At 36.4% G+C, this 15,800-nt stretch carries 16 protein-coding genes; 14 read left to right on the forward strand and 2 right to left on the reverse strand.

Annotated elements, in window-relative coordinates; all coding sequences use genetic code 11:
• Positions 1 to 11: 11 nt before the first annotated feature.
• From JL102_RS13260 to JL102_RS13310, 11 genes are all read left to right on the forward strand, one after another.
• Positions 12 to 2,012 (forward strand): hypothetical protein, encoded by a 2,001-nt coding sequence (locus JL102_RS13260; protein WP_202244905.1) that lies wholly within the window; start codon positions 12 to 14, stop codon positions 2,010 to 2,012.
• Positions 2,006 to 3,163 (forward strand): alanine racemase, encoded by a 1,158-nt coding sequence (gene alr, locus JL102_RS13265; protein ID WP_202244906.1) that lies wholly within the window; start codon positions 2,006 to 2,008, stop codon positions 3,161 to 3,163. The genes JL102_RS13260 and alr overlap by 7 nt, the downstream gene beginning before the upstream one ends.
• Before the next feature lie 32 nt (positions 3,164 to 3,195).
• On the forward strand, positions 3,196 to 3,792 hold the full coding sequence (locus tag JL102_RS13270; RefSeq protein ID WP_202244907.1) for a hypothetical protein: 597 nt from the start codon (positions 3,196 to 3,198) through the stop codon (positions 3,790 to 3,792).
• Positions 3,793 to 3,832: 40 nt separating this feature from the next.
• Complete coding sequence (locus JL102_RS13275) at positions 3,833 to 4,807, forward strand: NAD(P)H-quinone oxidoreductase (RefSeq protein WP_202244908.1); 975 nt, start codon at positions 3,833 to 3,835, stop codon at positions 4,805 to 4,807.
• 78 nt (positions 4,808 to 4,885) lie between these two features.
• Positions 4,886 to 5,566: a histidine phosphatase family protein gene (locus tag JL102_RS13280; RefSeq protein ID WP_202244909.1), complete on the forward strand. Its 681-nt coding sequence runs from the start codon at positions 4,886 to 4,888 to the stop codon at positions 5,564 to 5,566.
• Between the two features lie 196 nt (positions 5,567 to 5,762).
• Positions 5,763 to 6,548, forward strand: a complete 786-nt coding sequence (locus tag JL102_RS13285; RefSeq protein ID WP_237390600.1) for an RHS repeat domain-containing protein — start codon at positions 5,763 to 5,765, stop codon at positions 6,546 to 6,548.
• Positions 6,535 to 7,233 (forward strand): hypothetical protein, encoded by a 699-nt coding sequence (locus tag JL102_RS13290; protein ID WP_202244910.1) that lies wholly within the window; start codon positions 6,535 to 6,537, stop codon positions 7,231 to 7,233. Before JL102_RS13285 ends, JL102_RS13290 begins: the two co-directional genes overlap by 14 nt.
• Positions 7,234 to 7,534: 301 nt before the next feature.
• Positions 7,535 to 8,077 carry a hypothetical protein gene (locus JL102_RS13295; RefSeq protein WP_202244911.1) on the forward strand — a complete coding sequence of 181 codons (543 nt, stop codon included), beginning with the start codon at positions 7,535 to 7,537 and terminating at the stop codon, positions 8,075 to 8,077.
• A 170-nt stretch (positions 8,078 to 8,247) separates the two neighbouring features.
• Entirely contained in the window at positions 8,248 to 8,412 is a 165-nt protein-coding gene (locus JL102_RS13300) for a hypothetical protein (protein WP_202244912.1), read from the forward strand.
• Positions 8,413 to 8,676: 264 nt separating this feature from the next.
• Positions 8,677 to 8,928, forward strand: a complete 252-nt coding sequence (locus JL102_RS13305) for a hypothetical protein (protein ID WP_202244913.1) — start codon at positions 8,677 to 8,679, stop codon at positions 8,926 to 8,928.
• A 191-nt stretch (positions 8,929 to 9,119) separates the two neighbouring features.
• The gene (locus JL102_RS13310; RefSeq protein WP_202244914.1) at positions 9,120 to 9,617 is read left to right on the forward strand and encodes a hypothetical protein; all 498 of its coding nucleotides are present in this window, start codon (positions 9,120 to 9,122) and stop codon (positions 9,615 to 9,617) included.
• A 396-nt stretch (positions 9,618 to 10,013) separates the two neighbouring features.
• On the opposite strand, the gene JL102_RS13315 is transcribed toward JL102_RS13310, so the two are convergent.
• Together JL102_RS13315 and JL102_RS13320 are read right to left on the reverse strand one after the other, a co-directional pair.
• Positions 10,014 to 10,424 carry a nuclear transport factor 2 family protein gene (locus JL102_RS13315; RefSeq protein WP_202244915.1) on the reverse strand — a complete coding sequence of 137 codons (411 nt, stop codon included), beginning with the start codon at positions 10,422 to 10,424 and terminating at the stop codon, positions 10,014 to 10,016.
• Positions 10,425 to 10,428: 4 nt separating this feature from the next.
• Positions 10,429 to 10,953 (reverse strand): TetR/AcrR family transcriptional regulator, encoded by a 525-nt coding sequence (locus JL102_RS13320; protein ID WP_202244916.1) that lies wholly within the window; start codon positions 10,951 to 10,953, stop codon positions 10,429 to 10,431.
• Positions 10,954 to 12,678: 1,725 nt separating this feature from the next.
• Between JL102_RS13320 and JL102_RS13325 the strand changes: the two genes are divergently transcribed.
• The 3 genes from JL102_RS13325 (at position 12,679) to JL102_RS13335 (ending at position 15,752) form a co-directional block, all read left to right on the forward strand.
• The gene (locus tag JL102_RS13325) at positions 12,679 to 13,131 is read left to right on the forward strand and encodes a hypothetical protein (protein ID WP_202244917.1); all 453 of its coding nucleotides are present in this window, start codon (positions 12,679 to 12,681) and stop codon (positions 13,129 to 13,131) included.
• Positions 13,132 to 14,523: 1,392 nt separating this feature from the next.
• The gene (locus JL102_RS13330; protein WP_202244918.1) at positions 14,524 to 15,231 is read left to right on the forward strand and encodes a helix-turn-helix transcriptional regulator; all 708 of its coding nucleotides are present in this window, start codon (positions 14,524 to 14,526) and stop codon (positions 15,229 to 15,231) included.
• A 53-nt stretch (positions 15,232 to 15,284) separates the two neighbouring features.
• Entirely contained in the window at positions 15,285 to 15,752 is a 468-nt protein-coding gene (locus tag JL102_RS13335; RefSeq protein ID WP_202244919.1) for a GyrI-like domain-containing protein, read from the forward strand.
• Positions 15,753 to 15,800: the final 48 nt, after the last annotated feature.

Consider the following 15,800-nt stretch of genomic DNA (forward strand, 5'->3'; position numbering starts at 1 on the left):
AGAAAATATTGATGGTGGAAAATGGAATTATCCAACAGAATAATAGTCGGTTGGAAGAAGTGTTGAATGAGCTTAAAGAGGCCACCAAACTTACTAAAGCTGAGAAAGCTAATAAGTTTATGGGTCAGCTGGATTTACTAATCGATACTCAAGAGGGTATCGATTTTGTTTATCATAAAATAGGTGAAATTACCGAAGCGGGGATTTTTGAAGGCTCTGTCTGGAATGATACTGATAAGCTAGTCCCTGCCTTAGTGAATGGAACCTACAAGAGTGGTCACCCTGGGTCTACAATAGAGGTGCTGAGTGAGTTACGCATCCTGGCTATAGTTCAAAAGGAATTGAAAGATGAAAACATGGGGCCAGAAGAGGCCTCTGATTTCCTGGAAGAGGTATTAGTAGCTAACCTGGAATTTGTTTTTAATGAGCCGCTGGAGGAGACCAGGCTTATGATGAGTGAACATGAGCTTAAGAAGGTACACAGCCTTTTTAACTATATTTCAGAACGCATTCATCTGGATGGCATTAAGACTAAATTAGTAGAAGAGTTAACACTTATTTGCGAGCAAAGGCCAGTAGTTACTGAGAAGCAAAGGAGGATTATAGCGCTCATTAAAGAGAAAATGGATCTTGATCCTGAAAGCCCGGTTGACGCTGAGCTTTTAGGTTTTCAGAATAGTATTTATTGTCCTACTACAGGTTCTAAAGATAAGAGCCTGAAAGAGTATAAAGCCTATTTATCTCAACTGGAAGAGCAAGAGCTCTTGCGAGAAGCTGGTGAAGCCAGTAGCACAATGCTTAAATATGGTTTGGTAAGTCCTTACCATGGCCAGCTGCTACTGTATCTGGTGAAAAACGGTTATGATAAGGCCGCTTACATCAGCTTGGGCGTAAGCGCTGTAGGTGAAGCCAAGTGGTTTCAATATCAGGAATATTTAACTAAGTTAATATTAGAGACTGTAAGACCATATAATTGCCAATGTATTTACGGATTATCTAATATGCTCGAGAATGGAATAATTTCTCGATCAGCGGTACGATCCGGACTTTCAAATATTAGAACAATCACGCTTCACCCCAAAGTGGAAAACAGGATATCGAAGTCTAATATTGAAAGAGACCCCGAAGAAAAAATCACGGCTTTACAATATTTGGTTGGAGCACTTATAAGAATTTTGGGGCAGCCGTTAGGAGTAGGGCAGGGTAATAACCCTACCTGTCAGTCAGCACGAGGAATTAGTATGTGGAGTCAATATGCTCCTGGAAAGCTGATTAACCTGGTAATGACAGCAGCTACCCATAATGATCTTACTTTTCGTTTTGAGGGGCAGGAAATTACCGCTTCCTTAGTGGGTAAAGGATTAGTGCAAAAGTTAGATTACAATCTTGATTCAGTCTCAGTGGTGCTGGTAGGTATGCTAGATAAAATATATAATGAGATGATGCTCAGAGCCTCTGGTCGTCTGGAAGATCCTCATAAGTGGGTAAACCCAGCGCTTTATGGTCAATGGATACAGATTGGTTTTGCTTCAGCATATGATTATAAGTATAATGCCATTGTGGATTTTGATGGCTTCGTTAAAATATTTTATGCTACCTCTCATCCTTTGTATAATGGCAATCATCAGGTGATGTATCCTAATCCTGTGGGTATTTTTGTAACTACCTCTACCGGAAAAATGTTAGGTTTTCATGCCATATCATTACTTAGGGTTGACGCTGATCCTTCAGGTGAAATGCGAGCATATTTTCTTAATCCGAATAACGAAGGTAGACAGGATTGGGGACAGGGAATTAAACCTTCTGTATTTGGAAATGGAGAACTACACGGTGAATCATCGCTCCCTGTAAATCAATTTGCTGCTAGAATGTATGCTTTTCATTACAATGTACTGGAGGCTGAAAACAGGGTGAATGATGTGCCAGATGAGGCAGTTAAAGAAGTAAGAGAATTAGCCCAGGAAAGCTGGGGAAAATCATATAATTGGATAGAAATTAATAAAAAATGGTAAAACATTCGTCTAGGATATTTTTAAACCAAACAGCATTAAAAGGAAATTTTAATTTTATAAGAAAAAAAGTAGGAGATAACGTAAGAATATCTTCGGTAGTAAAAGCCAATGCCTATGGACACGGCATTGGTACTTTTGTGCCCATGGCAGAGAAGTGTGGCATTAATCATTTCGCCACAGCCAGTGCTTTTGAGGCAGAAGAGGTGCTAGATGCTTGCTCGCAAAGTAGCAGTATAATGATCATGGGCCTGCTCTATAATGAGGATATGAAGTGGGCTGTTAAAAATAATATTGAGTTTTACACCTTTAACTTAGATAAGCTTCAAAGTGCTTTAGATGCAGCATTAGAAGTTGGCAAACCTGCCAAAATTCATTTGGAGGTAGAAACAGGGGCCAATAGAACAGGTTTACAAGCCGATGAATTTGGTAAGGCACTGTCTTTTTTGAAAAAGCATCAGGAGCATCTCATTTTTGAAGGACTTTGTACCCATTTTGGAGGAGCGGAAAGTCTTTCAAATCAATTTAAAATCGATTCTCAGCATAAAAGGTACAAAGAATTTTTAAAGCAATGTAGCGCTAAAAGTGTAATGCCTAAATACAGGCATATAGCTTGCTCAGCAGCAGCTTTGGCTTACAAAGATACACTTTATGATATGGTAAGAATAGGAGTGGCGCAATATGGTTTTTGGCCTAGCCCTGATATTTACTACATGCATTTGCAGGAGACAGGAAAGAAAAAAGAAAATACCTTAAAGCGGATTTTTAATTGGAAAACGGATATCATGGATCTTAGGTCTGTGAAAGCTGGTGAGTTTATAGGATACGGCACAGCCTATCAGGCCACCCATGATATGGATATAGCCGTATTGCCTTTAGGATACTCTAACGGTTACCCAAGGGCTTTATCTAATAGAGGCCATGTTTTAATTGGTGGAAAAAAGGCCCCAATTGTGGGGTTAATCAACATGAACCTATTTATGGTAGATGTGTCTCATATTAATGATGTTAAAGTAGGTGATGAAGTGGTTTTGATAGGTAGACAAAACAATAATGTAATAAATATTAGTTCTTTTACAGATTTTACGCAGCTACTCAATAATGAAATGCTCAGCAGACTGCCTTCTGCTATTCCTAGAAAGGCAATAAAATAGAATCAGGCACGCTTCTTGACCTATTAAGTGTTATGAAAGTTATGTCAGATCAATCAGAAGAAACGAGCTTGAACCTGGAGGAGTTTGCCAGCCAGAAAATTATTCCTGAAGCCTTAAATAGGGAAGTGCTCACAGCTCTTTCATATTATCCTGAGCTGAAGGATACAAGAATTAGATTTGTTTTTAAAGAAAACATCAAGAAGTCTTTTATGCAGGCCCAGCCTATAATCAAGTCTATGTTCTCTGGAAAAGTCAATAGAGAATATGTGATTTTTATAAGCCGTTTTTTTAAAATTGGAAATGAAAAAATCTTCATTCATAACATACCTTTTGATGTAGTAGTGGGCTGGATAGGCCATGAGCTAGGGCATGTTATGGATTATAAAAATCGGGGCCTTTTAAGAATGATTAAATTTGGGATTGGCTATTTGATATCAAAATCATATGTAATTGGCGCTGAGAGGGTAGCTGATACATTTGCCATAGAGCACGGATTGGCTGACAAGATAATAGCTACAAAAAATTATATATTAAATCACGCAGATCTTCCTGAGAAATATAAGAACAAGATAAGAAAGTTTTACATGGCACCAGAAGAAGTAATGATGATAGTGCAAAGTAAATCCTAATGTCATTGTCTAAGGAGATGATCTGGTATATTTTTGAAAGATGAAAGTTATAGCAATTACCCAACCCGGTGAAGCAGAGGTGTTGAAAGTGAATGAGAGACCAACGCCTGGAATTGCAGCATCGGAAGTATTGATAAATGTAAAGGCCGCAGGCGTTAACCGACCTGATGTGATGCAAAGACAAGGAAAATATCCGGCACCCGACGGAGCTCCTGAAGATATTCCTGGTTTAGAAGTAGCAGGTGTAGTAGAAGAAAGTAATCATGATCGCTGGAAGATAGGAGATAAAGTATGTGCTTTGTTGGCTGGCGGAGGATATGCCGAATACGTGGCCGTATCAGGAGATCAATGTCTTCCTATTCCGGAAGGGCTCAGTTATATAGAAGCAGCGGCTCTGCCAGAGACTTTCTTTACGGTATGGACTAATATTTTTGACCTTGGCCAATTCAAAGCCGGTGACAAGGTGCTTATACATGGAGGAACCAGTGGTATAGGTGTGGCTGCTATTCAAATGGTGACAGCCTTAGGGGGAACAGTTTTTACCACCGTAGGAAATGAAGACAAACAAGCCATGGCTGAAAAGCTGGGGGCAGAAAAAGCGATCAACTATAAGACCCATGATTTCGAAGAGGAGATTAAAACTCTAACTAGCAAGCAGGGAGTAAATATTATTCTGGATATGATTGGTGGCGAGTACACTTCCAAAAACATAAACATTTTATCTACAGATGGTAAACTGATCATTATCAATGCCATGAATGGAAGAATGGGAGAGGTAGATCTTTTAAAAGTTATGAGCAGAAGGTTGACGATTACAGGCTCTACATTAAGACCACGAGACAGTCAATTTAAAGGGAAAATTAGGGCTCATTTAGAAGAAAAGGTATGGCCTTTATTAGACAACAAAACTATTTCCCCTATCATTTACGATGAATTTCCACTAGAGCAGGCGGCTGATGCCCATAAGCTGATGGAAAGCAGTAAACATATAGGTAAGATAATTTTGACTCTATAAAACCGATGATTTTTGATGAATAAAATATCTACGATTCTTACTATAGGTTTTATCTTAATAATATCATGCTTTAATGGTATGGCACAGAAAAAGGTGGGTCTTGATTATATAGAAGAATATTATAAAAATCAATCTCTAGATTCATGTGTGGTACCTTTTTATGATTCTACCCGTAATGTAGAGCAGATAATACTCATCAGACACGGACAACCAGATGTATCACGAAAAGGGTGGAAGAACAGAGAAGAAGCCATCATTTTTACAGAAGTGTATGATAGCGTGGGTGTTTTGTCATTTAAACCAATGCCGCTATGTCCTGAAAACTTGCGTACCGACAGTGTATATTATAGCAATATCCCCAGAGCCAGAAACACCGCAGAGCGCATATTTGAAGACCGGTATGACATGATAGAAGATGCTCGCTTCCGAGAGTTTGAGAGAAAAATTATGTGCTTTTTTAATGTCAAAATGCCTTTGAGCGTATGGCTCACTACCTCTCGTATTTTATGGCTACTGGGTTTTAATGATAAAGGAATTGAAAACTTTAAAGAAGCCAAACACAGAGCTAAAGAAAATGCAGTATACCTTGAGAAGAAAGCCGAAGAACAGCGATTGGTAATCTTGGTTGCCCATGGCTGGCATAATAAGTACGTAGCCAAATACCTGAGAAAGCGGGGGTGGGAGCAAGTAAGAAAAGGCGGAAGCAAATACACAGCAATGAATATTTTAGCTAGAGAAATTGAAGAAGTGGATAATTAGGATTGCTTTCGAGCATAAGGGGCTATGTTGATTTAATTATAATGCCTACCTACATAGGCCGAGTGGGAGTAGACGGCTACAACACCGCCGCCATTTTTGATGACATAAATATCTATAACTAACCTCTAACCAGATATGGCAAACCTACCAGGGTAAAACTCTGGATGAAATAGAGGAGGAAAACACCAAAAAGCTACTGGCCCTTACGCAGTATGATTATGGGGCGAGGATTTATAATCCAGGGATAGCACGTTTTCTATCTGTGGATCCGTTGAGTAGTGAATTTCCATGGAATTCAACATATGCTTTCGCTGAAAATGATGTTATTAGAAGTATTGATTTGGAGGGGTTAGAGAAATTGATAGTTACTAAAGAGTCCTCACAAATTTACAATCAATTTTTTAAAATAGCTCGTAGCGATGAAGTACTGAAAAAAGCAGTTTGGGATCCTATTCATAAATCAGAATTAAGAGATAAAATTCATATTTACTTTGTGCAAGTAGAACACTTTGGATATGGATTAGGAGGAGCTCCTGATGGAAGAAATATCAAAGGATCTGTAGTGGAAAAACAGATCAATGCAATCGTGGATTATGATAATGGAAATAAGGGTAAATATTATTCAGATGAAATACGATCAAATAAAAAATTTTATGAAGATGCTGGCTTGGATATCGAGACATTGAAGAAGAAAATTGATGCTGGAATTAATGTTTTTATAGTTGCTGTTGAAGAAAAGGGAAAAGGCGAAGAAGATTTATATGAGTCTATTCTTCATGAAGTTTATCTTCATTTAACAAAATTTGAAAATTCAAATAATAAGGCTGATCATATAGATGGTCATGGAGCGGAGTATTATGAGAAAAGTGGCGAAAGCCCTTCTTATTCTCCTAACTTAGAAGACGTGCCAAATAGTAAAATGGGGAAGATGTGGAGGAGGTTTAAAGAAAATTGGAAAGAACATAAGAATGAAAAAAAATAACATATATCCTTTACTCTGGATTTTGATAGCGATTTCTTGTACGAATAAGAATGTTCAGCATGATAATGTATCCAATTTAAAATCAATTTCAGGAGATTGTAATTTGCCTAACTTAGGTATAGCCAAAAGTAACTCTAACCTCTTTGAACAAGCTTTATGCATTAATGAAATAGATGATGATGAAATAGATAATACTTTTTATTTTGCTAAAATATCTTCAAATTTTATCGATACAGATTCAGTTAAATATCAACTTTTCTATTTAAAAGGAAAAGATGGACGTTCGTTGACTGGGTATTGGGGATTATTAAAGGAAACTGGTATAGGATACTTTATACCATTAGGCCAGGAAAATTGTTCATATCCAATATTTTCTATATATCAAAAAAAAATAACGTATGAAATGAATTCCAAACCTAAAGCATGCTTAATAAATAATACTTCTGATTTATTCATTTCCTATGAATCTGAGACTTCAATTAGAGATAGTTTATACTATGTTCAATTAATGGTACTGCCAGTTGAAGGAGTCAATATTACCTATGAAAAGCATTTAAAATATGCTTCTAGGGCTGTTTTTACTATTTCTATATGTCGTGGAATTTTAAATTTTGAATATGATCCAGATATTCAGTATACTATTTTACCATGGGCGATGGAGTATGTTGGTATGAATAAGCCCTAATTACCGCCATGCCCCCAACTGGTGGTAGGTTACCTAACCCACTGGTCGTAGGTTAAGCGGAGCGGTCCTACGACCTATAATTAGCATATGCTCGCAATGAGATAACCGTATGTCTGTAGATATAATGCACTGTCAGTATTTCATTAATATGAATTTGTGGATAAAGAAAGGAATTTTAGCGGACGCTCAAGCAATATATGGATCGTAGCGGACGCTACGACCAGATGTGATGCACTTCAGAGGGCAGCCAATAAATATGAAGGGGACATTAATGTAAAGAAAAAGTAATAGATTTAATGATATGGATAGAACTACTATATATGACCACATAAAGTCGATTGAATCAAATGAAGTAAAATTATATTCGTTTTTATATGACTTGATTTACAATGAGGAGTCAAACGATGTTTCTTTTTTGGAAAAACTGTATTCATCATTTTTATTGGATGATAGGTCAGAGATAAAAAGGATAGCAATATATGCTTTGCTGTTCGGTTTGAAAATCCAGAAGGATAGGTACAAAAATTTTGCATTAGATAATTTACAAGATACAGAGAATGATTACGATTTGAGGTTAACATGTATATCTGGGATTGGTCAAGCCTATCGCAATACTAGAGAACCATTAATATTATCCATTTTAAGTACTCTATATAATGATTCAACTGAAGATTTGAATATTCGCGCAGAATGTTTTAGCTCAATGATGAGAGTATACGGATTAGATTCCAAAGAGATGGTAAAAAAGAATAATTGCATAATTGTATCTTTTGAGGATATTGAACAGGATAACTTTAATGACGAACTTAATAATATTGCAGTAATTATCGAAAAGAGAGTTTAAGCTATTTAGAACCTGCTATCTACACTCCCACTGGTCGTAGGTTAAGCGCAGCGGTCCTACGACCTACCATGAGCAAGAGCATATGCTCGGAATGAGATAAGCGAATGTCTGAAGCCACAATACTTTAGTCAGTATTTTATGAATATGAGTTTGTACGTAAAGAAAGGAATTTGAGCGGACGCTACGACCAGTGGGGCTATGGTTTTGGTACTTATAATCAATCTGAAAATAGCATTGGTAAATCTTTGCTGATAATTGCAACAGACATAACTATAAGAATATTCTTTCCAGAACATGGAATCGAGTCAATGAATAACAGAGCTTTAAATGGTTAAGACAAACTTTCTAAAGAAGGAATGTAAGCCGGTAAAGACGATATTCAAAACAAAGAATAATGAATAGCAGTATATTTTTTTAATGGCTTTTGCTTGTATTTCCTGCGCAAAAGAAAAGATTACTTATTACATATATGACGGGGTTGGTGTCACTGGGATAGACAAAATGCAGAAACCTACCTTTATTATGATAGCTGCACCAATCATGATGTGCCTTGCCCAGATTCGTTTGTTAGGGTACAATATGCAGGATTTGATGAAAACATGGGTGGATATTTAATTTTTCATCCTAATAAGAAAGTGGAGATACTTCGGATGTATGGTTATTTTAACGAAATTGGGGATACATCTTCTTTGTATTTGAACCAATATGATGACAATTACCGATTGAACAAAAGGCTTGATAGCATTCAAGGTACCTACGGTAGCAAAGTTTGGATATCTGATGTTATAGATGAAGAGAAAGATGCAAATTTAAAAAATAGCTCAAAGGTGAAAGCGATTTATCCTAAATAGCAAAACCCCTCTTTCCCGCCATGCTCCCACTGGTCGTAGATTAAGCGTAGCGGTCCTACGACCTACCATGATCAAGAGCATATGCTCGGAATGAGATAAGCGTATGTCTGTAGCTACAATGCTTAGTCAGTATTTCATTAATATGAATTTGTACGTAAAGAAAGGAATTTGAGCGGACGCTCAAGCAAAGTATGGAGAACGTTAAAAGTTTTAAAAAGAAAGCAAAAATTAAAGGGCGTTGTGCTTTATTTGGAGCAGGTTTTCTTTTTGGTATTTCTTTGTTAATGGGATGTATTGTTAGTTCCAAATATGGTTTTGGAGTACCAGGGTATTTTATTTCTGTTATAGTAGCTACATCACTAGAGTTACTACTTGCTAGTTTAGCGTTTTACAGGTATTATATAACAGAATCATTTATATATAAAGATTATACCTTTGCTCCATGGAAAAAACCATGGGTTTGCTCTTTTAATGACATTAAGTATGTTTTGTATACGGGGAATATAAGTGTAAGAGGGTCACCCCCTGCAGTCATGAAGGTAGTTACAAAAACAGGTTTAGTTAGTCAAAATCTTCATTTCGTTGATTATGATAGAAAAAAACTTAAAATCTTTGCAGAGCTTCTCAAAAATAAGGAAATAGAGATTATTAATAGATTTTCCGATTACGATATTAATCATTACTTATGAAACACCCCACTGGTCGTAGGTTAAGCGCAGCGGTCCTACGACCTATAATTAGCAAGAGCATATGCTCGGAATGAGATAAGCGGATGTCTGAGGCCACAATGCACAGGGAGTATTTCATTAATATGAATTTGTTCGTAAAGAAAGGAATTTGAGCGGACGCTCAAGCAATATATGGATCGTAACGGATGCTACGACCAGTGGGGCATATGAGGTGTCTCCTTGAGAAATATTGGTTATACCATAACTGTTTTACATTAGAGGCACCCCTCACTTTCATAAAAGCCACTTCTATAATTTCTGGTAGAATTTCAATTTCTACATACATAAAAAGCTAAAATATACTTACGTCTAGGCAAAATAAGTAGGTCGTAGCCTTCACTACGACCGATAGAGATATTATAAATACCTTTCATTTTCTGCTATTTCCAGATCATTTATACTGGCAAATCTTTTTGCCATCAGACCGTTTTCATCAAATTCCCAATTTTCGTTCCCGTAGGCTCTAAACCATTGACCATTCAGATTTCTGTATTCATATTCAAAGCGTACAGCTATTCTATTGTCAGAATGGCTCCAATATTCTTTCTTGAGTTTATAGTCTAATTCATTCTGCCATTTTTTGGACAGGAAGGCTGTAATTTCTTCCCGACCGTTAATGAATAGGTTTCTATTTCGCCATTCACTGTCTACTGTATAAGCTAGAACTACTTTTTCAGGATTCTGAGAATTCCAAGCATCTTCTGCCATTTGAATTTTTTGTCTGGCAGTATCTGCTGTAAATGGTGGTAGTGGATGTTTCTTTTCCAATGGTTTATATAATATGGTTAACGATTATTTTTGTTTTATGCACAATTTCATTTGCTTGAAAAAGCTGAGACTCTATGATAGCGCTTTCAAAAAGCAAGTAGACATTCAACGCAATGAGTTCATTATCAATTAACTCCATAAATGAATTTCTCAAAGCCGATTTGTGAGACTGGATAATGGAGAGGATGTTATGCTGTTCTTTTGATATTTCTGAAAGAATATTTAAGAAGGCGCAGCCTCTAAAGTGCTCATTTTCATTCATAAATATGATGAAGTCGAAAGCGCGTAATGTTTTACTCTTAGGTTCTTTTTCAGTTGAAATGAATTTGGAGAACTCTGAAAGCCAATAGGTGTGTCTGTTATTTAAATATTCTACACAAAGATTTTCTTTCGATTCAAAATGTTGGTAAAAGCTAGCTTTAGCGACTTTGGCCTCTTTTATTATTTGATTTATGCCTGTGCTATTATACCCCTGTTGATGGAATAATTCTGATGTAACTTCTAAAATTCGTTCTCTTGGTGAGTTCATGGTTATTCATTTTTGGCAAAAATAGAGAATTATAAACATACAGACCACTCTGTCTATTTTTTTCAATCACTTACCATTGCCTTTACTATTCAGGTTTACAAAACCTTTTGAGATCAATTATTAAATAGAGATTGGCAACTTATTGGTTATTTAAAAGTAATGCTTGTACATATATTAATTTATTCGTTTATATGGATGTGATATATAATCAATTTAAGTACCTATTCATTGATAAACGTTATTGCACACTTGTTAACTGGTTTGGTTGCTCCCACTGGTCGTAGGTTAAGCGCAGCGGTCCTACGACCTACCATGATCAAGAGCATATGCTCGGAATAAGATAAGCAGATTTCTGAAGCTACACTGCTTAGTCAGTATTTCATAATACAAGTTCGTGTTTAAAGAAAGGAATTTGAGCGGAGGCTCAAGCAATATATGGATCGTAGCGGATGCTACTACCAGTGGGGTTGGGATAAAAACCCAAGCAAATATTACATGATCCCATGGATTCATTATTAATTGCACCTTATTATCTCAGAAGAACAAATTAGAATGAAGCAAGTGTTAGAGAAAGCAATGTTTATATATATATATGTTGTTTTTTATAGGAAATTATTTTACGGAAGTTGCAGAAATTAGTTGGTTAAATAGACTGTTATTCTGTGCTTGTTTCGTAAATAATGTTTTTTTGTCAAAGGCTTGGAAGTTGTCATTGATTATCTTTTTTATAAGTTTAGTTGTGTGTTTAATTATAATTTTTTTTGTTATAAATAGTGATGGAAATAGCGTTGATAAATATTTGATAGTAGCATTTTTCGGAAGCACTATTTTAAGATTAATATATGTCCAAATAATCAGGAATGAATAAATTCCCTCGTTGCCGCCATGCTTTGTATGGTAGGGTTTTGGAATAGGATAAGTTAATGGCTGAGGCTACAATACACAGGCAGTATTTCATGAATAAAGGTTTGTGCTTAAAGAAAGGAATTTGAGCGGACGCTACGACCAGTTTTGAAAAGCAGGCGTTCACACACAGGAATTAGCAAATAGAAGCGTCATTCCTGAATCATGGAACATAGCGCAATGATATCAGGAATCTCACTGTTCGGTTAGTGTTATCTGAACAGCGAGATCCCGGCTCTTCACTTCGTTGCGGCCGGGATGACGTTATAGAGTTATGATTAATCACTTCTTTAACAATAAATACCTTTTTTTCTATCAGAAACTAACTCAAAAAATCCAGAGTCATGTCGACGAAAGGAGACATCTATGTATTCATTTAGTAGAAGCTTTGCAAACAGTCGCTCTCCTCAGCCGCTTGACGACTATTTCTGAGTCCTCTGGCCTGTTAGGTAGAGATGCATTTGCATACTAAAGACTAACAATTAGGTTAAGTCAGACTCTGCACATTCCATTTAGTTTCATATGGTGAACTGTAAGCGCAATATCGGCCAGAAACCAATAAGAATTCAAACTAAAAGTAGGATAATGGCTAGCTTAGGAAAGCACCCTAAACAAACTTACCTCTTTATGTTCGTTGTTAGTTTATCAGTATTTGGGAAAGTACAGATTAGGCATTTGGCTAAGCTTTAAACACCTACATTCCTTGTGTCTGCGTTCCTCTTTATTAAAAGATTACATCTTATAATAAACCAAATAAATCTAATAATTTAGCGCTTCATTAGTTACTCATATCCTGTAAACAAGTCTAATCAATTTATTAAAATGAAAACATATATTTATCTGATTATTAGCTTATTATTATTTTCTGCATGTGAAGCAAATAGAGCTACTAATAAGGAGAATGATAGCAATACCATTAGTGCGTGCAGTGATATTACTATTAATGATGACACCAATGGAGTCGCCAATTATGAAGTACTTTCTGCTACCATAGATCAAGCTAAGCTCTTGTTAAACATCAGACATTCAGGAGGATGTAAGGATATTTCCTATAATCTAATTACCAACGGAGTTTTTAGAGAATCGATCCCCGTACAGTTAGATGTTGATTTAGTCTTTTCTGAGGAAGATCAATGTGAAGCATTAATTGAAAAACAACTATGCTTTAACATGTCCACCCTAACGGAGCTGTATAAAGACAATTATCAGACCGACTCTGGCAAAATAATACTCCAATTAGCTCATAGTGAAAACTCTCTTGTATACAGCTTTTAAACCATTTGATTTATTAAATGAGAGATAGAAGTTGCTGGTTGGTAGCTATAGTAAGTTAAAAAAAGGAATATGGCTTCAAAGATGAGTGGTTTGTTACTCTTTAAGCAAATAAGTTCTGTATTAACAATCGTCTTTTTTCTATCACTTATTTACTTTGCGATATCAGTTTTTAATATTAAGGTCAGTGAGAAATATGAGGTCGATCACAGTAGAACTGTATCTAACATCAAAAAGATTAATGACCTAGAAGATATTAATCAACTAGAAAAAGAGCTAAAAAATGAACTTGCCATTTACAAGGAATATCTCATATACAATATTGTGCTATTTTTATTCTTTTTTATTGTTTATGGCATAATGAATATAATGTTATCGTGGCGTTCTTAAGCACTTGATATAAAACCGTCATTCCTGAATGATGGAGCGTTAGCGCCATGATATCAGGAATCTCACTGCTCAGTAAGCAGTGACAGAATAACGAGACTCTGGCACCCCGCTTCATTACCACTCGTATGACAGTGTAGATTTTCATACATTTTTTGTGAAAGTTATAAGCGATGATTAAAATCACTGGTCATCTCTAGACCTAACATTTGTTTCAACCGCACCAAGAAGAATGATATATCATTGGATTAAAAGGATGCATTAATCTATACTTTTAAGTTAGACATTTCAAATACCAGCCAACTTGGATTATCTAGTCTTTACCTTCCATAGCTGAGGTTCCTTACTTTTTTGCAATAGATCAAAAAAGTAACAAAAAACTCTTTCTTGCTGTGAGGTCTTCCGCTCAATGAAGCATTTCATGGCCATGAACTGCCACTAAGGACTTGAGAAAAACCTCCTTATCAATCCTATTTCACCTCACGACGGTACAGCAAGATCAAACCACTGCCGAGTCACATTGAGCCGTGTCGAAATGTAGACGACCGGTACGGATTCATGATTTAAATAGATCTCAATTATGGGGACCTTTACATACTAGGTACCATTTGCTTATACCGTCATCTCGACCAAAGGAGAGATCTATGTATTCAAATAGAAAAACAGGTTCAAACCACAGATACATTCGTTAATCCACTGCCTATATATCATCACCTTATTCCCTTACTATTTTACTGTAAGGTCTTCTGCTCACTGAAGCATTTCATAGCCATGAGCTGCCACTAAGGACTTGAGAAAAACCTCCTTATCAATCCTAAGTCACTAAAATACAGCAAGATAACATAATCAATCTAGCTGCTTAGTAAGCAGTATCAGAATACCAGCAACTTCCTCCAATTTTACTGTTTTCAAAGAATGCAGAGCAAGAAATCTGCTTATCACTGTCTTTTTTATCATTTATTCCTAACATTGGATCGTACATGGAGCAGCTATTCAAAATCACCCCATATGGCTAAAGATAAACCCCGTTTGGCACGACTCACGGCCATTATTACTCAGCTACAATCAAAAAGACTGGTAACAGCTCGTGACATTGCCGATAAGCACAATATTAGCATTAGAACGGTATACCGAGATATCAGAACATTAGAGCAGTCTGGTATACCGGTGATCACCGAAGAGGGCAGAGGCTATACTATTATGAAAGGGTATAACCTTCCTCCAATCATGTTTTCGGAGGAAGAAGCGAATGCTCTGATCACGGCAGAACAAATTATTAGGAACAACCCGGATCAATCCTTGATAAAGGCCTATAAAAGTGCTACGGAAAAGATACGCTCCACCATGCGCTATACGCAAAAGGAAAAAGTAGATCTGTTAAGCCGGAGATTACAAGTAAGGAATTATAATCTGGATAATCCAGGCAGTGACCATCTCATAAAAATTCAAACAGCCATCATTGAGTATCGTTTGGTGAGCATTAAATATCATTCTCTTCAAAATAAAAGTACGGAAAGGCAGATAGAACCTTTTGCTCTAGTACAAACACAAGAAAACTGGGTATTAATAGCTCACTGCAGGTTGAGAGAAGATTTCAGGTCATTTCGTCTAGATTGTATTAAAGAATTAAAGGTTCATGACGAAACATTTGATCCTCATGATATCAGTTTGGAAAAATATTTTGAAGAACTCTCTAAAAAATGGACCAACCCCTGACATACCTGTGACACCACCACGATTTAGCTTTGCCATAAACTAATATAAAAACAATGAACAAGATTAAAATTGAACCTTTCAAGGTAATGGGGATCAAGGTAAGAACCTCCAATGTAACTGGTAATTCGGCTGAGGATATTGGTGGGCTATGGCAAAAATTCATATCAGAAAACGTGGCGGAAAAAATTCCAGGTCGTGTAGACAATGAAGTGCTTTCTATTTACACTAATTACGAAGGTGACCACACTAAGCCTTATGATACCATTATTGGCTGCAGAGTTCAAAGCATAGATGAAGTGCCTGATGGTATGGTGTCGCAGGCTTTTGAGGGGGGCATATATGTCAAATTTGTAGCTGAAGGAAATCTGGATGAAGGAGTAATTTATGATAAATGGCTTGAAATATGGGACATAGATCTAGATAGGGATTTTATTGCAGATTTTGAAGTATTTGGAAATAAAGCCATGAACAGAGAGAATGCCAAGGTGGATATCTACATAGGGCTATCAGATCAGGCCTAAGATTAGTCATGCATTACTAATTAAGTGCTTTTCTATTAATTAAGCATA

It is taken from the genome of Fulvivirga sediminis (genome assembly GCF_016757215.1).
GTDB lineage: Bacteria > Bacteroidota > Bacteroidia > Cytophagales > Cyclobacteriaceae > Fulvivirga > Fulvivirga sediminis.

Excerpts from the sequence above, each read along its gene's own strand:
- alr (WP_202244906.1), top strand. The coding sequence starts at position 2,006 with ATGGTAAAACATTCGTCTAGGATATTTTTAAACCAAACAGCATTAAAA.
- JL102_RS13305 (WP_202244913.1), top strand. The coding sequence starts at position 8,677 with ATGGGTGGATATTTAATTTTTCATCCTAATAAGAAAGTGGAGATACTT.
- JL102_RS13280 (WP_202244909.1), top strand. The coding sequence starts at position 4,886 with ATGGCACAGAAAAAGGTGGGTCTTGATTATATAGAAGAATATTATAAA.
- JL102_RS13260 (WP_202244905.1), top strand. The coding sequence starts at position 12 with ATGGTGGAAAATGGAATTATCCAACAGAATAATAGTCGGTTGGAAGAA.
- JL102_RS13330 (WP_202244918.1), top strand. The coding sequence starts at position 14,524 with ATGGCTAAAGATAAACCCCGTTTGGCACGACTCACGGCCATTATTACT.
- JL102_RS13295 (WP_202244911.1), top strand. The coding sequence starts at position 7,535 with ATGGATAGAACTACTATATATGACCACATAAAGTCGATTGAATCAAAT.
- JL102_RS13275 (WP_202244908.1), top strand. The coding sequence starts at position 3,833 with ATGAAAGTTATAGCAATTACCCAACCCGGTGAAGCAGAGGTGTTGAAA.
- JL102_RS13325 (WP_202244917.1), top strand. The coding sequence starts at position 12,679 with ATGAAAACATATATTTATCTGATTATTAGCTTATTATTATTTTCTGCA.
- JL102_RS13270 (WP_202244907.1), top strand. The coding sequence starts at position 3,196 with ATGAAAGTTATGTCAGATCAATCAGAAGAAACGAGCTTGAACCTGGAG.
- JL102_RS13335 (WP_202244919.1), top strand. The coding sequence starts at position 15,285 with ATGAACAAGATTAAAATTGAACCTTTCAAGGTAATGGGGATCAAGGTA.
- JL102_RS13320 (WP_202244916.1), bottom strand. The coding sequence starts at position 10,953 with ATGAACTCACCAAGAGAACGAATTTTAGAAGTTACATCAGAATTATTC.
- JL102_RS13290 (WP_202244910.1), top strand. The coding sequence starts at position 6,535 with ATGAAAAAAAATAACATATATCCTTTACTCTGGATTTTGATAGCGATT.
- JL102_RS13310 (WP_202244914.1), top strand. The coding sequence starts at position 9,120 with ATGGAGAACGTTAAAAGTTTTAAAAAGAAAGCAAAAATTAAAGGGCGT.